Here is a 14782-nt window from a genome sequence, read left to right as displayed (position 1 = left end):
GGTCGCGGGGATGCGTCGAGGAGGCGACGGTGGCGGCGAGCGAAAGGTGACCGATGGACGACCTGGCGGCGGAGTTCGAAGCGGAACGCGGCCGGTTGCGCGGGCTCGCGTACCGGCTGCTCGGCTCGGCGGCCGAGGCGGACGACGCCGTGCAGGAAGCCTGGCTGCGGCTGAACCGGGTGGAGTCGGTGGACAACCTGGCGGCCTGGCTGACGACGGTCGTCTCGCGCGTCTGCCTCGACGTCCTGCGTGCGCGGAAAACCCGTCGCGAGGAGCCGTTCGAGGTGTTCCCGGAGCCGGTCGCCGCGGCCGATCCGGCGGAGGAGGCCGCGCTCGCCGACTCGGTGGGCCGCGCGCTGCTCGTCGTGCTCGACGCGCTCGGCCCGGCCGAGCGGATCGCGTTCGTGCTGCACGACCTGTTCGCGGTGCCGTTCGACCGGATCGCCCCGGTGCTGGACCGCACGCCGGTGGCGGCGAAGAAGCTGGCCAGCCGGGCGCGGCAGCGGGTCCGCGGTACTTCGCCGGTGCCGCCGGCCGACCTGGCCCGGCACCGCCGGGTGGTCGACGCGTTCCTGGCCGCGGCCCGCGGCGGCGACCTCGCCGAACTGCTCGACGTGCTGGCCCCGGACGTCGTCCGCCGCGCCGACGCGGCCGCGCTGCCGGTGGGCGCGCCGCTCGAGGTGCGCGGCGCCCGCGCGGTGGCCGAGGGGACCCAGGTGTTCGGCAAGCGGGCCCGGTTCGCCGAAGCGGCGCTGGTCGACGGCAGGGTCGGCGTCGTCGTGGCGCCGCGCGGACGGCTCGTGCTCGCGCTGGCCGTGACGGTCGAGGGCGAGCGGGTGGCGGCGTACGAGGTGATCGCCGAGCCCGCCCGCCTGGCCGCGCTGCACGTCACGCTCTTCAGCATCAATCACTCGAACAAGTGATCGATGCGACCTTGACAGCTCTCGGCGACAAGGACACGATGAACACGTGTTCATGAACGAGTGTTCACAACGAGAGGGCTGGGAATGACCGAGATCGTCAACACCGCACAGGCCGAGGCCTGGAACGGCTACGAGGGTGCGCACTGGGCGGCGCACGCGGATCGCTACGACGCCGTGAACGGCGGCTTTAACGGCTATCTGCTCGATCGGGTGGGTGCGGGTGACCGCGTGCTCGACATCGGGTGCGGCAACGGCCAGCTCACCCGGCTCGCCGCGGCTCGCGCCCGGTCGGCGATCGGCGTCGACCTGTCCGAGCCGATGCTCGCGACCGCGCGGGAGCGAGCGGCCTCGGTGCCGAACGTGGCGTTCGAGCAGGGTGACGTCCAGGTCCACCCGTTCGCCGATGGCGGGTTCGACCTGGCGCTCAGCCGGTTCGGCGTGATGTTCTTCGCCGACCCGGTGGCGGCGTTCGACAACGTCCGGCGGGCGCTGGCCCCCGGCGGGCGGCTCGCGTTCCTGTGCATGACCGCCCTTTCCGGGACCGACCTCGGCCGGGTGTTCGGCGCGATGGCGGCCTACCTGCCGCAGCCGACCGGGCCGGACGGCAGCGGGCCGACGTCGTTCGCGGACCCGGACCGGACCCGGGCGGTGCTGGCCGAAGCCGGCTTCGAGGACGTGGTGTGCACCCGCGTCGAGGCCGACCAGGTCTGGGGCCGGGACGTCCCCGACGCGGCGCGGTTCATCGCGGAGTGGGGGCCGGTCCGCCACCACCTGGGCCTGGTCGACAGCGCGCGGGCGGCCAAGGCGACCGAGGCACTCGCCATGGCGCTCGAGCGGTTCGCGGGTCCCGACGCCGTCCGGCTGCGCGGCACGGCGTGGCTGGTCACGGGAAGGAGGCCGTAGCGCGGCGCCCGTACGATGGCGGTGATGTCACCGAGGAAAGCCGCCGCCCAGCGGGACGGGCAGTCACTGCACGACCTGCTGCTCGAGACCGCGCGGAAGATGATCGCCACCCACGGGACGACCGGGATGACCGTGCGCGAGATCGCGCGCATGGCGGGCGTCGCCGACGGCGTGCTCTACAACCACTTCTCCGACAAGGAGGAGCTGGTGGCCCGGGCCTTGCTGGAGCACGTGCGCGCGACGGAGGCGGAGCTGGGCGAGCTGCCGGTGGCCGGCGAAGGCACCCTGACCGGGAACCTCCGCCGCCACCTGGAGTTCGGCCTGGCGCTGCACAAGGTGCTGGTGCCGGCCTTCAGCGGCCTGGTCGCACAGCCGAGGGTGCTGGAGCGGTTCGCGGAGATCAGCGAGCGGTCCGGCTACTGGCGCGACAGGCTGGTGGCGTACCTCGAGGCGGAACGAGCGCTGGGTCGCCTGCGCGTCGAGTCCGAAGTGGACGCCACGGCCGCCATGCTGGTCGGCTACTGCCACGCCTCGGTGCTGACGGCGGTCTTCCCGCACACCGCGCCCCTCGACCCACCCCCGGTGGACGCGGTGGTGAGCGCCGCACTGCACGGCATCGCCCCGGCCGACCCGGAACCGCCGGCCACCGGGACCTGACGGCGGTGTCCCGGGAGCCGGGACACCGGCCGCCCGGGCCGCGGGTCGCGACCGGGCGGGGCGCCCCGCCTGGATGTGATGTTCAGGGACGTTGTCCCGAGTTGAGGTGCCTCGTGACGGCCCGTCGTGCAGACAGGTGAAGGCGTCCGGTTGAGAAGTGGAGCTGCCTAGGAACCGTTTCACCAACCGGAGGCCTTCGTGCCCTACCCCAACGCCACGCTGACCCCACGCACCCGGCTACGACTGGTCGCCTGATCGTCGAACAGGGCTGGCCGCACTCCCCAGCAGCGAGAATGGTCATGGTCGCAACCAAGACCGCCGCAAAGTGGGCGCAGCGCTACCGGGTCGAGGGCGCGGCCGGCCCCACCACAACCCGACCCGCACACCCGGGCAGCTGGTGCGGGCTGATGCGCGGTTGCGGTGGCGGCAGCGGCTGGGTCCCGTCCAGATCGCCGGCCGACTCGGCCCGCCCGCCTCGACCGTGCATGCGGTGCTGGTGCGGTGCCGGATCAACCGGCTCACCCGCCTCGACCGGGTCACCGGCGAACCCTTGCGCCGCTACGAACCCGAAACGGACCCGGCCCTACCGGCACCGGCGGCAAACCGCCCATCACCCGCCCGACCAACCTCCCTGGACATCACACCTAGATCATCGGGTTGCCGCTCGCCGTCGACTCCGGAACCTCCTGCACCACGTCCCAGTGCTCGACGATCCGGCCGTCGCGCACCCGCATCACGTCCGCGATCGCGCTGCCACGCGAACCGGGCGTCAGGCGGAGGAGGCTGTGCGTGCAGACGAGGTCGTCCTCGGCGATCACCCGGCGCACGTCCAGGCTGAGCTCCGGGAACCGGGCCACGAACCCGGCCAGGTAGCGAGCCGAGGCCGCCGCGCTCGCCGGGGCGTGCGGGTTGTGCTGGATGTAGCTTTCACCGACGTGCTCGGCGAAGGCGTCGGCCGGGCGCTTCTCGGTGAAGGCCAGCCGGAGGAAGTCCAGGACCACTTCCTTGTTGCGCTGTGCATCCGTCATGCGTCGTCCGTCCTTTGTGGAGTTATCGACACCAACCCCACCATGCGCGAATCAGAAAGGGAAAGACCTGTGGACTCTGCCGCGATACTCTCCCGGTATGGACGATGTCGAGGTCCGTGAGCTGCGGTACTTCCGCGCGGTCGCCGAAGAGCTGAACTTCTCCCGTGCCGCCGAGCGGCTGGGGATGGCGCAGCCACCGTTGTCCCGCGCGATCCGGCTGCTGGAGCGGCGGCTCGGGGTGCAGCTGTTCGAACGCACCAGCCGGCACGTCTCGCTGACGCCGGCCGGGGCCGTCCTCTTCGCCGAGTCGGCGAAGGCGCTGGATGCCGTCACCGCGGCGGTCCGGCGCACGCGGCGGGCGGCGCAGCGGACGCCGGCGCTCGTCGTCACCGCGAAGCCGGGGGTCGCCACCGATCTGCTGCGGCGGATCGCCGACGCGCACCCGGATCCGGTCGACGTGCGGGTCAGCGGGTTCGGCGAACAGACCGAGATGCTGCGGGACGGGCGGGCCGACGTGGCCGTGCTCGGCTGCCAGGGCGGCACCCACCACGGGCTCGACGTCGAGGTGCTGTTCAGCGAACCGCGGGTGGCCGCGCTGCCGTCGGACCACGAGCTCGCCGGCCGGGCCGTGCTGACCTGTGCCGACTTCGCCGGGCAGCCGACGCCGTGCTGGCCGCTGTCCTCGGCCGCGGACCGGGCCTACTGGTCCGGGCAGGACGTGACCGGCGGGCCGGTGACGCCGGGGCCGATCGTGCACGACAGCGCCCAGCTGCTGGAAACCGTCGCGCTCGGACAGGCCATCGCGCTGCTGCCCGCGTCGGTTGCCGAGCTGCGGTCGCGGGACGACGTCGTCTACCGGCCGGTCGTCGACGCGACGCCGTACTCGCTGGCCGTTGCGTGGCCGGCCGGGGCGCGGGACGTGCGGATCGCGCGGTTCGTGCGCACGGCCGTCGAGGTCAGCGAAGCACTACCTCGACCGGGAGCTGTTCCGGCGGGGTGACCGTGTGGATGACCGGCGGCACCCGGACGTCGTCGGCCTGGAACGCCGTCCGCAGCTGGTCGACGTCCGCGCCGGTCATCAGCTCGGCGAGCTCGTCGGCGCGGGCGAGGGTGGCCGGGGCGAGTTCCACGGTGTCGTCGAGCGCGCCCCAGATGTCCCACTGGAGCATCTCGTGCTTGTTGAGCGCGGCGAGGTCGCGCACGATGTTCTGCCACGCGTACGGGATCCCGCGCAGGAACGGCACGTCGAGGTCCGGGTTGACGACCAGCAGGGCCGGGTCGAGCTCGCCCGCGCGGACCGCGGTCCACGCCTCGGCGCCGGTGCGGAAGCGGTCGCGGGGGACGTCGAGGAGGTCGAACTCGACGTCGTCCACCGGGTCGCGGAAGCCGGGTGGCAGCTGGGCTTCGACCAGACGCCAGCCGTCGGCGGTGCGGACCTCGGCGACGACGTGGTCGAGGTACCAGCCGGGCATCAGGTAGCTGGCGACCCCGACACGGGCGCGGGCCGGAATACCGTGGTGGCGCGCCATCGAGATGAACAGGAGCGTGAAGTCGCGGCAGCAGCCGACGATCCGGTGCAGCGGCGGCCGCGGCGCGCCGGGCGGTGCCGGGTCGAGCTCGCGCAGGCGGGCCCACATGTCCGCGGCGTACCGCAGGGTGATCTCGTCGTTGCGGGCCGCCGGGAACCCGTGTTCGGTGATGGGGCCGGAACCCCAGTAGTGGAACACCAGCTGGGTTGCCGCTTCGCGCAGCGCGGCCACGTCGGCCGGGGTGGCGTCGAGCCAGTCCGCGTGCGGGCCCGGATCGGAGAAACGGCTGTGGCTGACGTAGAAGTCGTCCATAGCCTGTGAAGCTATCCGGATTTCAGGCAGATTGAACAGCCAGTTCGCCGCGGAACGTCGAGCGGTACGCGCTCGGTGACACCCCGAGCGCCGCCTGGAAGTGCTGGCGCAGCGAGGCCGCCGTGCCGAAACCGGCTTCCGTGGCGACGCGGTCGACCGGGAGGTCCGACTCCTCGAGGAGCTGGCGGGCGCGCTCGACCCGTTGCTGCGTCAGCCACTGCAGGGCCGAGATGCCGACCTCCTCGCGGAAGCGGCGGGTGAACGTGCGCGTGCTCATCGCCTCGCGGGCGGCGAGCTCGCGCAGGGTCAGCGGCCGGTGCAGGTTCTCCAGGGCCCAGGCCCGGGCCTCCTTGGTCGAGGACGTGCGGGGCTCCGGGACCGGCCGGCGGACGAACTGGGCCTGGCCGCCTTCGCGGTGCGGGGACACCACCGTGCCGCGGGCGACCTCGTTGGCCACCGCCGCGCCGTGGTCGCGGCGGATCATGTGCAGCACCAGGTCGATGCCGGCCGCGACGCCCGCCGAGGTCAGGACGTCGCCGTCGTCGGTGTAGAGCACGCACGGGTCGACCTCGACCTCGGGGAACCGGTCCTGCAGGTCCTGGGCCGAGCGCCAGTGGGTGGTAGCGCGGCGGCCGTCGAGCAGACCGGCCGCAGCGAGTACGAACGCCCCGGTGCAGATGGACGCGATGCGGGCGTCCGGCCGGATGCGCTCCAGGGCGGCCTTGAGCGGCGGGGTCAGCACCCGGGCCAACGGCTCGTACTCGACCCGGGACGCCGGGACGATCACCGTGTCGGCCTCGGCGAGCACCTCGGGGCCGCGCTCGACCGGGATGGTGACGTCCGTGTCCGTGCGGACCGGGCCGGGTTCGAGGGTGCAGGTCACCACCTCGTACAGCGGCTCGCCGGCCGCCGAGCGGGCCTGGCCGAACAGGCGGTGGACGATGCCCAGCTCGATCACCAGCATGCCGTGGCGGACCAGGACGGCGACGTGGTGACGGTTCGGGTGCACGAATTCGGCCATGGCTCGATTCTTGCACATGCTGGCCATCGGGCCACTCGAATCGGGCCGGGTGGCCGCGTGATCATCGGGATATGAACGAGTTGTGGGTTTTCGCGCATCCCGAGCCGCGTTCGCTGAGCGGGGCCCTCCGTGACGACGGGCTCCGGACGCTGCGGGCGCTCGGTCACGACGTCCGGGAATCGGACCTGTACGCCATGAAGTGGAACCCGGTGGTCGACGCCGCCGACTTCGGAGCCGAAGCCGGGGACGGGCGGCTGGTCGTCGGGGCGACGTCGGCGCGGGCGCACGCGCACGGCGAGCTGAGCGCGGACATCGTGGCCGAGCAGGAAAAACTGCTCTGGGCGGACACGGTCGTCGTGCAGTTCCCGCTGTGGTGGTACGGCCTGCCGGCCATCCTGAAGGGCTGGTTCGACCGCGTTTTCGTGAAGGGCTTCGGGTACGGGGTCCGCGCTGAGGACGGCCGAACGCTGCGCTACGGCGAAGGCCGGCTCGCGGGCAAGCGCGCGGTCGTGGTGCTCACCGCGGGTGCCCGCGAGCCGGCCATGGGGCCGCGCGGGGTGAACGGCGCACTGGACGAGGTCCTCTTCCCGCTCCAGCACGGAACGCTCTTCTACGCCGGGATGTCGGTGCTGCCCCCGGTCGCGGTCCACGGGGCGGATCGCGTGCCGGACGCCGAGTTCGCCGCCGCGCGAGAACGACTTCGCGAGCGGCTGCGGACGCTGGAAACCGCCGAGCCCATCCCGTTCCGCACGCAGAACGGCGGCGACTACGACGAGGACCTCGTCCTGCGCCCCGACCGCGCGCCGGGGGTCACGGGCCTGGGTGCTCACCTCGCGTGGCCAGAGTGAGGCCGCGCCCGCCCGGCGCAGGCGTCCACCTCAGGCAGGCAGCGTCAAGCGCTGCCCCAGTCCCCCGTCCACCGGGAGATCCGCGCCGGTGGTGAACGTCGCCTCGAAGGCCAGGAACAACACCGCCGCCGCGACCTCCTCGACCGTTGCGTGGCGCTTCAGCGGCGTTGTCTCGTCGCCGATTGCCTTGAACTCGGCCAAGACCGCTTCCGGCACTCCGGTCACACCCATCGTCGGCGTGTCGGTGTAGCCGGGGCTGACCACGTTGACCCGGATCCCTCGCGGGGCCAGCTCGGCCGCGTACGTGCGGGCAAACGAGCGCACCGCCGCCTTCGCCGCCGAATACAGGCCCATTCCGGCGATGCCCGCCTCGGCCGCGACCGAGGTCGTGAACACGAACGAACCGCCGGGGCGGACCAGCGGGGCGAGGCGGCGGGCCGTGAAGTACGCGCCCTTGGTGTTGACGTCGAACGTGCGGTCGTAGAGCTCCGGCGTCGCGGCCTCGTACGGCGTCAGCGTCGAGAACCCGACGTTGACGAACACCAGGTCCAGCTCTCCGAGCGTGTCCGCGGCCACCGTTCCCAGCGACTCGACGTCGTCCAAGCGAGCCGCGTCCGACGACAGCAGGTGTGCCTTGCCCGGCAGCGTCCCCTCCAGCGGTGTGACGTCCCGGCCGGTCAGCAGCACCTCCGCGCCGCCGTCGAGCAGGGCGCGGACCACCGCCAGCCCCATGCCGTGCGTGCCGCCGGTGACCACGGCCTTCTTCCCCTGGTACTTCACCGGATCTCCTCGATGACGCTGGCGATCGCGTGCGAGCCGTGGCCCGCCGCGACCGCTCGGTCGAACAACTCGCGCAGCACGGCCGGCACCGCCGTGCTGATGCCCTGGGCGCGGCTCGTCTCGACCAGCAAGGCGAGACCGGCCGCGTTGATGTCCAAAGCGGACACGTCCGTCTCGTAGTCCCCGCTGGCGACCTGCTCGCCGATGCCGGGCAGGAACCCGCCGACCGCCGACTGCCACACCGACGCCATCGGCGCGAACTGCTCCGGCGTGACGCCCTCGGTCCCGACCAGCGCCAGCGCGTGCAGGTAGCCGGCCATGGTCGACCACATCATGCCGAGCAGCGCCAGGTCGTACAGCGCCGCCAGCCCGGCGTCCTCGCCGACGAACACCGGCGTCCCCAGCACTTCGAGCAGTTCGCGCTGCGCCGCGAACGCCGGTTCGGAGCCGCTGTAGAGGACCTGCGCCGACGGCGTCCCGATGCCCTGCGGGACCGCCATGATCACGCCGTCCACGTAGTCGATGCCCTCGGACGCCGCCCACTTGGCGACGCCACGAGCTTGCTCCGGCGTCCCGGACGTGAGGTTGACGAGCACCTTCGGTGCCGCCGCCTCGAGCACCGGCTGCTGACTGTCGTATGTGGACAGACAGCTGATGACGACGCCCGCCGAAGCCGCTTCCGCGGGCGTGGCCGCGAGCTTGGCGCCGCGGTCGACCAGCGGTCCCGCCTTGAGCGGCGACCGGTTCCACACCGAGACGTCGTACCCCGCCCCCAAGAGCGCCCCGGCGAGGGCGGCGCCCATCCGCCCCAGGCCGAGCACGCCCACCTGTTTCCTGCTTTCTCCCATGGGTTCCATGCTGCGGGCGCGCTTTACACTGAACAAGTACCGACTAATAAGTCAGGTACCCACCAAAACGTAAGGAACCTGGATGCAGCCTCGAACGTACCGCTGCGGGTTGGACGCGGCCGTCGACGTCATCGGCGGCCGGTGGAAGGCGCTGATCCTCTGGGCGCTGCACGCCGAGCCGCTGCGGTTCGGCGAGCTGAAGCGGAAGGTGGCAGGCATCAGCGAAAAGATGCTGATCCAGGCCCTGCGCGAACTGGAAGCGGACGAAATCGTGCACCGCGAGGTGTTCCACGAGATCCCGCCCAAGGTCGAGTACTCGCTGACCGAGCTGGGTCAGCGGCTGAACACCGCGTTGCTGCCGCTGGGCGACTGGGGCGAGGAGAACATGGCCGGCATCGCGAAGCGCCGCGGCGTCACACCGGCACCACCGCATACGGCTTCAGCGTGATCGCGTTGCCCGCCTTGAGCGGCAGCTCCTCGATCAGCTTGCGCCACGGCAGGTACGGCAGCAGCCGGTAGTTCAGGTTGCGGAAGCGCAGCCACCCGCGCGTCGGCGGGACGAACCACTTCCCGTTGCCCTCGGCCAGCTTCTGGCAGGCGTCGACGAAGCCGCGCATCTCTTCGCGGTAGGCGCCGAACGCCGTCGGGTGGTCGCCGCCGGCGGCCGCGAGCTCGCCCGCGAGCACGTACGCGCCGACGATCGCCAGGCTCGTCCCCATCCCCGAGAGCGGCGCGGCGCAGTACGCGGCGTCGCCGACCAGCGCGACGCGCCCGCGCGCGTACGAGTCCAGCTTGATCTGGCTCGCCGAGTCGAAGTAGAAGTCCGGCGCTTCCCGCATGGCCTCGAGCAGCTTCGACGTCTCCCAGCCCGTGTCGCGGAACCGCTCTTCGACGATCCGGCGTTGCTGCGTGATGTCGCGGTAGTCGTAGTCGAGCCGGTCGGAGCCGAACCAGAACAGCGCCTTGGCTTCGGTGTTGCCCTTCGCGCTGTAGACCCCGACGGTCCGGTTCGGCTCGTTGTAGAACCGGCCGACGTGGTCGAGCCCGAGGTGGTTCGGCACCGTGCCGATGGCGACGTAGTAGCCGAGGTCGTGGCGGAACCGGGTCTCGTCGCCGAAGACCAGCGACCGCACGTTCGAGTGCAGCCCGTCGGCCCCGATGACCAGGTCGAACTCGCGCGGCTCGCCGTGGGCGAAGGTGACCGTGACGCCGTCGCCGTGCTCGGTGAGGCCGGTGATCGAGTCGCCGAAGACGTACTCGACGCCGTCCTTCGTCGCCTCGTACAGGATGCGGGCGAGGTCGCCGCGCAGGATCTCCAGCTCGCCGCTCTGGTAGGTCGACGGCGTGACGACCAGCGGCCGGTCGTCACTGTCCACATAGGTCACATCGCCCATCCGGGTCGCGGCCGCTTCGACCGCGCCCAGCAGGCCCATCCGGTCGAGGACCTGCAGTGACGCGCCGCGGAAGTCGACCGCGTAGCCGCCGTCGCGCAGCTCGGGAGCGCGCTCGACGACCGTCGGGGTGAAGCCGTGGCGGCGGAGCCAGAAGGCGAGGGCGGGGCCGGCGACGCTCGCGCCGGAGATGAGGACTCGGTTGTTTCGCATGCCGAGAACGGTAACCCCGATTTGGGCGATCGCGCAAGACGATTGCCTAAGGCATTCGTGCTAGGCTGCGGACATGGGCAACAAAGAGTCACTGCTGGCCGCCGCGAAGCGCTGTCTGCACGAGAAGGGCTACGCCCGCACGACCGTGCGGGACCTGGCCTCGGCGGCGGACGTGAGCATGGCCGCGATCGGATACCACTTCGGCTCGCGGGAAGCCCTGCTCAACGCCGCCCTGATCGAGGCCAACGAGGAGTGGGGCGAGGCGTTGGCGAAAACCCTGCAGGTCGAGACGCCGCCGGAGGCGACCCCGGCCGAGCGGTTCGAGCTGATCTGGCAGCGCGTGATCGAGTCGTTCGGCGAGCACCGCAGGCTCTGGGCGATGACGTTCGAGGCCTACGCGCAGCCGGACCTCGACGAGAAGGTGCGCGCACAGCTGGCCGAGGCCCTCGAACTGGCCCGCCACGGCCTGGCGAACCTCTTCCAGGGCCTCGACGACGGCAGCGCCGAGGCCCGGGCCGTCGGCACGGTCCACCAGGCCCTGCTTTCGGGCGTGATGCTCCAGTGGCTGATCGACCCGGGCCACGCCCCCTCGGGCGCCGACCTGGTCCGCGGCCTGCGCCTGATCGCGAAGGACGTCCTGGCTTAGGCGGTGACGAGGTCCGCGCCGGCGAAGAACGACGGCGCGGCCGACGTCGCGTCGGCGTCCAGCAGTACGTCACCCGGGCGGCTGCCGTTGCCGAGCAGGACCCCGCCCCAGTTCATGCTCAGGTACTCCGCGCACAGCTCCAGCGTGCCGATCAGCGGCCGGGCCTCGCGCGCGGTCTCGCTCAAAACACTCACGCCCCACAGCGTCTTGCCGCGCATCCGCGGCTTGAACTCCACCGGCAGCCGCATCCAGCCCGACCAGTAGTCGAGGTAGAGCTTCACGCTCGCCGCCACCGAGTACCAGTACACCGGCGACACGATCACGATGTCCGTCGCGGCGAACGTCGCGTCCATCAGCAACTGCTCGTTCTCGCCCGGCGCCGGGTGCTCGCCGGCGCCGTGGCGGCGGTCCTCGAACGGCGGCAGCGGCACTTCCGGCAGCCGGATCCACCGCTGCTCGACGTCCTTGGGCAGCTCCTTGGCCGCCAGCCGGGCCAGCATTTCCGTGTTGCCCCCGGCCCGTGCGGCGCCCACCAGGAACAGGAAGCTGCGATCGCTCATGTCCACCCTCTCGATGTACTTGCATGTACATATAAATACTGTCCCTGGACTATCCTGGCGTCAAGAGGAGGCCGGAAGATGACCGTCGACGAACAGGCCTGGGGCCGCGTACTCGTGCTGCACGCCCGGATCGAGCAGGAACTCGCCAAAGCCCTGCAGCGCCGCCACGGGCTCGGGCTGTCCGAGTACCGCGCGCTCGGCAAGCTCGTCGCGGACCCCCGTGGCGAGCTGCGGATGCAGGAGCTCGCCGACGCGATCGGCCTCAACCAGAGCTCGGTCAGCCGGATGTGCGCCCGCCTCGAAGACGCCGGCCTGACCATCCGCGACCTGTGCGAAGACGACCGCCGCGGCGTCTACTCGGTGATCACCGACGCCGGCCGCAAGCGTTACGCCGAAACCGAGCCGACGTACAACGCCGTGCTGCGGACCGCGCTCGACAAGGCCGCGAGCGACCCGGAGCTCGCCACCGCCGTCTCCGCCGTCCGCGGCGCTTGACCCTTATATGCCTCAGTGGTTATATGCACGCATGGCCGCGAAACTGCAGACCGACGGTGAACGCCCGGTGCTCCGGCTGGAACGCCGGCTGAAGCACGCCCCGGAGAAGGTCTGGCACGCCATCACGGACCCGGCGGAGCTCGAGCACTGGTTCCCCGCGAAGGTCGACGTCGAACTGCGGGCCGGTGGCGCGATCCGGTTCACCTTCCCCGGCGAGGACAGCGCGACGACCGGGCGGGTCCTCACCGCCGACCCGCCGCGCGAGTTCGCCTTCGTCTGGAACGACGACACCCTGCGGTGGCTGATCTCCCCCGACGGCGACGGCAGCCTCCTGGAGTTCACCCAGACCTTCGGCCGCGGCGACCCGGCGATCGCGAAGCTCGCCGGAGCCCGCACCGCGGCCGGCTGGGACGTCTGCCTCGACGCGCTCGCCGCGCGGCTGGCCGGACGGGTCTTCGAGCAGCCGCGGGAGTGGCACGGCCGGATGGCGTCCTATGTGGACGAATTCGGCCTCGGCGAGGGCGAGGTCCTCGACGACGGCACCATCCGCTTCCGCCGTGACCTCGGCTGGAAACCGGTCGGCGAGCTCCGGCCGCTGCTGCCCGACGAACCCGGCTGGGAGCTGGTCCACGACCCGCTCGAAGGCACCCGCGTCGAGTTCACCGAGGCGGCGGGCGACGACGTGCCGGCCCAGCTGGCCCGGCGGCACGAGCAGCTGGACCGGCTGTTCGCCGCCGGCCACGGCGTCGAGCTGCCCGAGTGGCCGCCGGAGCGCGTCGAAGCCGTGCGGAAGCACTACTCCACGGGTCCTACCGAGGGCTGACGCGCGGCTCGGAGTTCGGCGTTACGTTCGGTTCATGCGCTTTCGCGTCGTCCTGGACGTCCTCGCCGTCCTCGTGCTGACCCTGGGGGCCGGCGGCAACCTCGCCGCCGGCGCGTGGTCGCTGCCGCCGTGGCTGCCCGCCTGGCTCGGGTGGACGATCCTCGTGCTGAGCGTCGGGCCGATCGTGCTCCGGCGCTGGTGGCCTCGGCCGGCGTACGTCCTGTCGCTGGTGACGACCGCGGCGGCGGTGCCGATCGGCGGGCCGGTGCTGGCGATCTCCGTGGTGGCCGCGGGCTGCGCGCTGTACACGTTCGTCGTGGCCCGGGGCAGCCGGGCGGCCCGGATCGGCTTCGGGGCCGGACTGGCCGGCGTCGGCCTGGTCGGCATCGCGGTGCCGAACCCGAGCACGGCGACGACGGTGAACTTCGGCGCGTCGGCGCTGATCGTCGGGTTCGCGCTCGGCATCGCCGTCCACGGCCGCCGTGAGCACGCCGCGATCGAGCGGGAAACCCATGCGCAGCAAGCGGTTTCGGCGGAGCGGCTGCGGATCGCCCGGGAGATGCACGACGTCGTCGCGCACAGCATGAGCCTGATCGCGGTGAAGGCGGCGGTCGGCAACCACGTCGCACTGGAGCAGCCGGACCAGGCCCGTGACGCGCTGCGCGTCATCGAAGACACCAGCCGCGAGACGCTGGCCGAGCTGCGGCGCATGCTCGGCGTGCTGCGCGACGGCACCGGCGTCCCGGCCCTGGCGCCCGCGCCGTCGCTCGACGACCTGCGCGCGCTCGCCGAACGCGCGCAGCAGGCGGGGCCGGCCGTCGAGCTCGTCGTCGACGGCCTCACCGAGCTCCCGGGCGGCGTCGGCCAGTCGGTGTACCGGATCGTGCAGGAGGCACTGACCAATGTGGTCAAGCACGCGGGCGCGGCGACGTGCCGCGTCCACGTCACCGGCGGCGACGGCGAGGTGGTCATCGAGGTCCTCGACGACGGCCGCGGCGGCCCGGCGACCCCGGGCCACGGGTTGATCGGGATGCGCGAACGGGTCGCGGTCTACGACGGCGAGTTCTCCGCGGCGCCCGCCGAAACCGGCTTCCGCGTCCACGCGCGCCTCCCGTACGGAGAACCGGCGGCGGCCCGGTGACCCGCGTCCTGATCGCCGACGACCAGGCCCTGCTGCGCGGCAGCTTCCGGGTGCTGGTCGACAGCGCGCCGGGCCTCGAGGTCGTCGCCGAGGCGTCCGACGGCGCCGAAGCGGTGGCCCTGACCCGGGTGGAGCAGCCGGACGTCGTGCTCATGGACGTCCGGATGCCGGAGATGGACGGCATCGAGGCCACCCGCCGCATCTGCGCGGAGACCGACGTCCGCGTGCTGATGCTGACGACGTTCGACCTGGACGAGTACGTGTATTCGGCCCTGCGCGCGGGCGCGAGCGGCTTCCTGCTGAAGGACACCCGGCCGGCGGACCTCCTGGCGGCGATCGAAGTGGTGGCCGCGGGCGACGCGCTGCTGGCCCCCTCGGTGACGCGGCGCCTGGTGGCGGAGTTCGCCCGCCTGCCGTCGGGCCCGGTGACCCGGCTGGACGGGGTGACGGCCCGCGAGCAGGAGGTGCTGATGCTGATCGCGCGCGGGTTGTCGAACGACGAGATCGCCGCGCGGCTGCACCTGGGGATCGCGACGGTGAAGACCCACATCGGACGGCTGCTGCACAAGCTGGCGGCGCGCGACCGGGCCCAGCTGGTGATCGTGGCGTACGAGTCGGGACTGGTCCGCCCTACACCGCCCGGGTGAAGGGGGCGAACCGCAGC

At 72.1% G+C, this 14782-nt stretch carries 18 protein-coding genes and 1 pseudogene; 12 read left to right on the top strand and 7 right to left on the bottom strand.

The window, feature by feature from the left end:
- The first annotated feature begins 53 nt into the window (after nucleotides 1-53).
- The 4 genes and pseudogenes from ABZX11_RS27280 to ABZX11_RS27265 form a co-directional block, all read left to right on the top strand.
- Nucleotides 54-923 carry a sigma-70 family RNA polymerase sigma factor gene (locus ABZX11_RS27280; RefSeq protein WP_354917968.1) on the top strand — a complete coding sequence of 290 codons (870 nt, stop codon included), beginning with the start codon at nucleotides 54-56 and terminating at the stop codon, nucleotides 921-923.
- Between the two features lie 84 nt (nucleotides 924-1007).
- Nucleotides 1008-1826, top strand: coding sequence for a class I SAM-dependent methyltransferase (locus tag ABZX11_RS27275; RefSeq protein WP_354917965.1), 819 nt, complete (start codon nucleotides 1008-1010; stop codon nucleotides 1824-1826).
- A gap of 15 nt (nucleotides 1827-1841) precedes the next feature.
- Entirely contained in the window at nucleotides 1842-2483 is a 642-nt protein-coding gene (locus tag ABZX11_RS27270) for a helix-turn-helix domain-containing protein (protein WP_354917962.1), read from the top strand.
- 198 nt (nucleotides 2484-2681) lie between these two features.
- A pseudogene (locus ABZX11_RS27265) lies at nucleotides 2682-3048 on the top strand (leucine zipper domain-containing protein); the annotation flags it as partial.
- Nucleotides 3049-3127: 79 nt separating this feature from the next.
- Here ABZX11_RS27265 and ABZX11_RS27260 read toward each other — a convergent pair.
- On the bottom strand, nucleotides 3128-3511 hold the full coding sequence (locus ABZX11_RS27260; protein WP_354917959.1) for a nuclear transport factor 2 family protein: 384 nt from the start codon (nucleotides 3509-3511) through the stop codon (nucleotides 3128-3130).
- Between the two features lie 97 nt (nucleotides 3512-3608).
- Between ABZX11_RS27260 and ABZX11_RS27255 the strand changes: the two genes are divergently transcribed.
- Nucleotides 3609-4511 (top strand): LysR family transcriptional regulator, encoded by a 903-nt coding sequence (locus ABZX11_RS27255; RefSeq protein ID WP_354917956.1) that lies wholly within the window; start codon nucleotides 3609-3611, stop codon nucleotides 4509-4511.
- Here ABZX11_RS27255 and ABZX11_RS27250 read toward each other — a convergent pair.
- Nucleotides 4468-5352: a transglutaminase-like domain-containing protein gene (locus ABZX11_RS27250; RefSeq protein WP_354917953.1), complete on the bottom strand. Its 885-nt coding sequence runs from the start codon at nucleotides 5350-5352 to the stop codon at nucleotides 4468-4470. The two genes, ABZX11_RS27255 and ABZX11_RS27250, sit on opposite strands and share 44 nt — an antisense overlap.
- Nucleotides 5353-5374: 22 nt before the next feature.
- The gene (locus ABZX11_RS27245) at nucleotides 5375-6373 is read right to left on the bottom strand and encodes a helix-turn-helix domain-containing protein (RefSeq protein ID WP_354917950.1); all 999 of its coding nucleotides are present in this window, start codon (nucleotides 6371-6373) and stop codon (nucleotides 5375-5377) included.
- Nucleotides 6374-6444: 71 nt separating this feature from the next.
- On the opposite strand from ABZX11_RS27245, the gene ABZX11_RS27240 reads away from it, so the two are divergent.
- Nucleotides 6445-7221, top strand: coding sequence for an NAD(P)H-dependent oxidoreductase (locus ABZX11_RS27240; protein WP_354917947.1), 777 nt, complete (start codon nucleotides 6445-6447; stop codon nucleotides 7219-7221).
- A 30-nt stretch (nucleotides 7222-7251) separates the two neighbouring features.
- On the opposite strand, the gene ABZX11_RS27235 is transcribed toward ABZX11_RS27240, so the two are convergent.
- Both ABZX11_RS27235 and ABZX11_RS27230 read right to left on the bottom strand, forming a co-directional pair.
- Entirely contained in the window at nucleotides 7252-8001 is a 750-nt protein-coding gene (locus ABZX11_RS27235) for an SDR family oxidoreductase (protein WP_354917944.1), read from the bottom strand.
- Nucleotides 7998-8849: an NAD(P)-binding domain-containing protein gene (locus tag ABZX11_RS27230; protein WP_354917941.1), complete on the bottom strand. Its 852-nt coding sequence runs from the start codon at nucleotides 8847-8849 to the stop codon at nucleotides 7998-8000. The genes ABZX11_RS27235 and ABZX11_RS27230 overlap by 4 nt, the downstream gene beginning before the upstream one ends.
- Before the next feature lie 82 nt (nucleotides 8850-8931).
- Here ABZX11_RS27230 and ABZX11_RS27225 point away from each other — a divergent pair, with 82 nt between their 5' ends.
- Nucleotides 8932-9297: a helix-turn-helix domain-containing protein gene (locus ABZX11_RS27225; RefSeq protein ID WP_354917938.1), complete on the top strand. Its 366-nt coding sequence runs from the start codon at nucleotides 8932-8934 to the stop codon at nucleotides 9295-9297.
- Here the strand turns inward: ABZX11_RS27225 and ABZX11_RS27220 are convergent.
- The gene (locus ABZX11_RS27220) at nucleotides 9263-10453 is read right to left on the bottom strand and encodes an FAD-dependent monooxygenase (RefSeq protein ID WP_354917935.1); all 1191 of its coding nucleotides are present in this window, start codon (nucleotides 10451-10453) and stop codon (nucleotides 9263-9265) included. The genes ABZX11_RS27225 and ABZX11_RS27220 overlap by 35 nt on opposite strands.
- A 73-nt stretch (nucleotides 10454-10526) precedes the next feature.
- Here ABZX11_RS27220 and ABZX11_RS27215 point away from each other — a divergent pair, with 73 nt between their 5' ends.
- Nucleotides 10527-11099: a TetR/AcrR family transcriptional regulator gene (locus tag ABZX11_RS27215; RefSeq protein ID WP_176173067.1), complete on the top strand. Its 573-nt coding sequence runs from the start codon at nucleotides 10527-10529 to the stop codon at nucleotides 11097-11099.
- On the opposite strand, the gene ABZX11_RS27210 is transcribed toward ABZX11_RS27215, so the two are convergent.
- Nucleotides 11096-11659, bottom strand: coding sequence for an NAD(P)H-dependent oxidoreductase (locus tag ABZX11_RS27210; RefSeq protein ID WP_354917932.1), 564 nt, complete (start codon nucleotides 11657-11659; stop codon nucleotides 11096-11098). The genes ABZX11_RS27215 and ABZX11_RS27210 overlap by 4 nt on opposite strands.
- A 78-nt stretch (nucleotides 11660-11737) precedes the next feature.
- On the opposite strand from ABZX11_RS27210, the gene ABZX11_RS27205 reads away from it, so the two are divergent.
- From ABZX11_RS27205 to ABZX11_RS27190, 4 genes are read left to right on the top strand one after another with little or no spacing between them, the layout of a single operon-like run.
- A complete protein-coding gene (locus tag ABZX11_RS27205) occupies nucleotides 11738-12154 on the top strand; it encodes a MarR family transcriptional regulator (protein WP_176173069.1) in 417 nt (138 codons plus the stop codon).
- 31 nt (nucleotides 12155-12185) lie between these two features.
- Nucleotides 12186-12977, top strand: coding sequence for an SRPBCC family protein (locus ABZX11_RS27200; RefSeq protein ID WP_354917929.1), 792 nt, complete (start codon nucleotides 12186-12188; stop codon nucleotides 12975-12977).
- Between the two features lie 34 nt (nucleotides 12978-13011).
- Nucleotides 13012-14118: a sensor histidine kinase gene (locus tag ABZX11_RS27195; RefSeq protein WP_176173071.1), complete on the top strand. Its 1107-nt coding sequence runs from the start codon at nucleotides 13012-13014 to the stop codon at nucleotides 14116-14118.
- Entirely contained in the window at nucleotides 14115-14765 is a 651-nt protein-coding gene (locus ABZX11_RS27190) for a response regulator transcription factor (RefSeq protein WP_354917926.1), read from the top strand. Before ABZX11_RS27195 ends, ABZX11_RS27190 begins: the two co-directional genes overlap by 4 nt.
- The last annotated feature ends 17 nt before the right edge of the window (nucleotides 14766-14782 follow it).

The organism is Amycolatopsis sp. NPDC004169, from assembly GCF_040610315.1.
GTDB lineage: Bacteria > Actinomycetota > Actinomycetes > Mycobacteriales > Pseudonocardiaceae > Amycolatopsis.
This window is presented reverse-complemented; position numbering and strand designations above follow the sequence as displayed.

Excerpts from the sequence above, each read along its gene's own strand:
- ABZX11_RS27200 (WP_354917929.1), top strand. The coding sequence starts at position 12,186 with ATGGCCGCGAAACTGCAGACCGACGGTGAACGCCCGGTGCTCCGGCTG.
- ABZX11_RS27210 (WP_354917932.1), bottom strand. The coding sequence starts at position 11,659 with ATGAGCGATCGCAGCTTCCTGTTCCTGGTGGGCGCCGCACGGGCCGGG.
- ABZX11_RS27225 (WP_354917938.1), top strand. The coding sequence starts at position 8,932 with ATGCAGCCTCGAACGTACCGCTGCGGGTTGGACGCGGCCGTCGACGTC.
- ABZX11_RS27245 (WP_354917950.1), bottom strand. The coding sequence starts at position 6,373 with ATGGCCGAATTCGTGCACCCGAACCGTCACCACGTCGCCGTCCTGGTC.
- ABZX11_RS27215 (WP_176173067.1), top strand. The coding sequence starts at position 10,527 with ATGGGCAACAAAGAGTCACTGCTGGCCGCCGCGAAGCGCTGTCTGCAC.
- ABZX11_RS27240 (WP_354917947.1), top strand. The coding sequence starts at position 6,445 with ATGAACGAGTTGTGGGTTTTCGCGCATCCCGAGCCGCGTTCGCTGAGC.
- ABZX11_RS27260 (WP_354917959.1), bottom strand. The coding sequence starts at position 3,511 with ATGACGGATGCACAGCGCAACAAGGAAGTGGTCCTGGACTTCCTCCGG.
- ABZX11_RS27205 (WP_176173069.1), top strand. The coding sequence starts at position 11,738 with ATGACCGTCGACGAACAGGCCTGGGGCCGCGTACTCGTGCTGCACGCC.
- ABZX11_RS27195 (WP_176173071.1), top strand. The coding sequence starts at position 13,012 with ATGCGCTTTCGCGTCGTCCTGGACGTCCTCGCCGTCCTCGTGCTGACC.
- ABZX11_RS27250 (WP_354917953.1), bottom strand. The coding sequence starts at position 5,352 with ATGGACGACTTCTACGTCAGCCACAGCCGTTTCTCCGATCCGGGCCCG.
- ABZX11_RS27280 (WP_354917968.1), top strand. The coding sequence starts at position 54 with ATGGACGACCTGGCGGCGGAGTTCGAAGCGGAACGCGGCCGGTTGCGC.
- ABZX11_RS27270 (WP_354917962.1), top strand. The coding sequence starts at position 1,842 with ATGGCGGTGATGTCACCGAGGAAAGCCGCCGCCCAGCGGGACGGGCAG.
- ABZX11_RS27220 (WP_354917935.1), bottom strand. The coding sequence starts at position 10,453 with ATGCGAAACAACCGAGTCCTCATCTCCGGCGCGAGCGTCGCCGGCCCC.
- ABZX11_RS27255 (WP_354917956.1), top strand. The coding sequence starts at position 3,609 with ATGGACGATGTCGAGGTCCGTGAGCTGCGGTACTTCCGCGCGGTCGCC.
- ABZX11_RS27230 (WP_354917941.1), bottom strand. The coding sequence starts at position 8,849 with ATGGGAGAAAGCAGGAAACAGGTGGGCGTGCTCGGCCTGGGGCGGATG.
- ABZX11_RS27275 (WP_354917965.1), top strand. The coding sequence starts at position 1,008 with ATGACCGAGATCGTCAACACCGCACAGGCCGAGGCCTGGAACGGCTAC.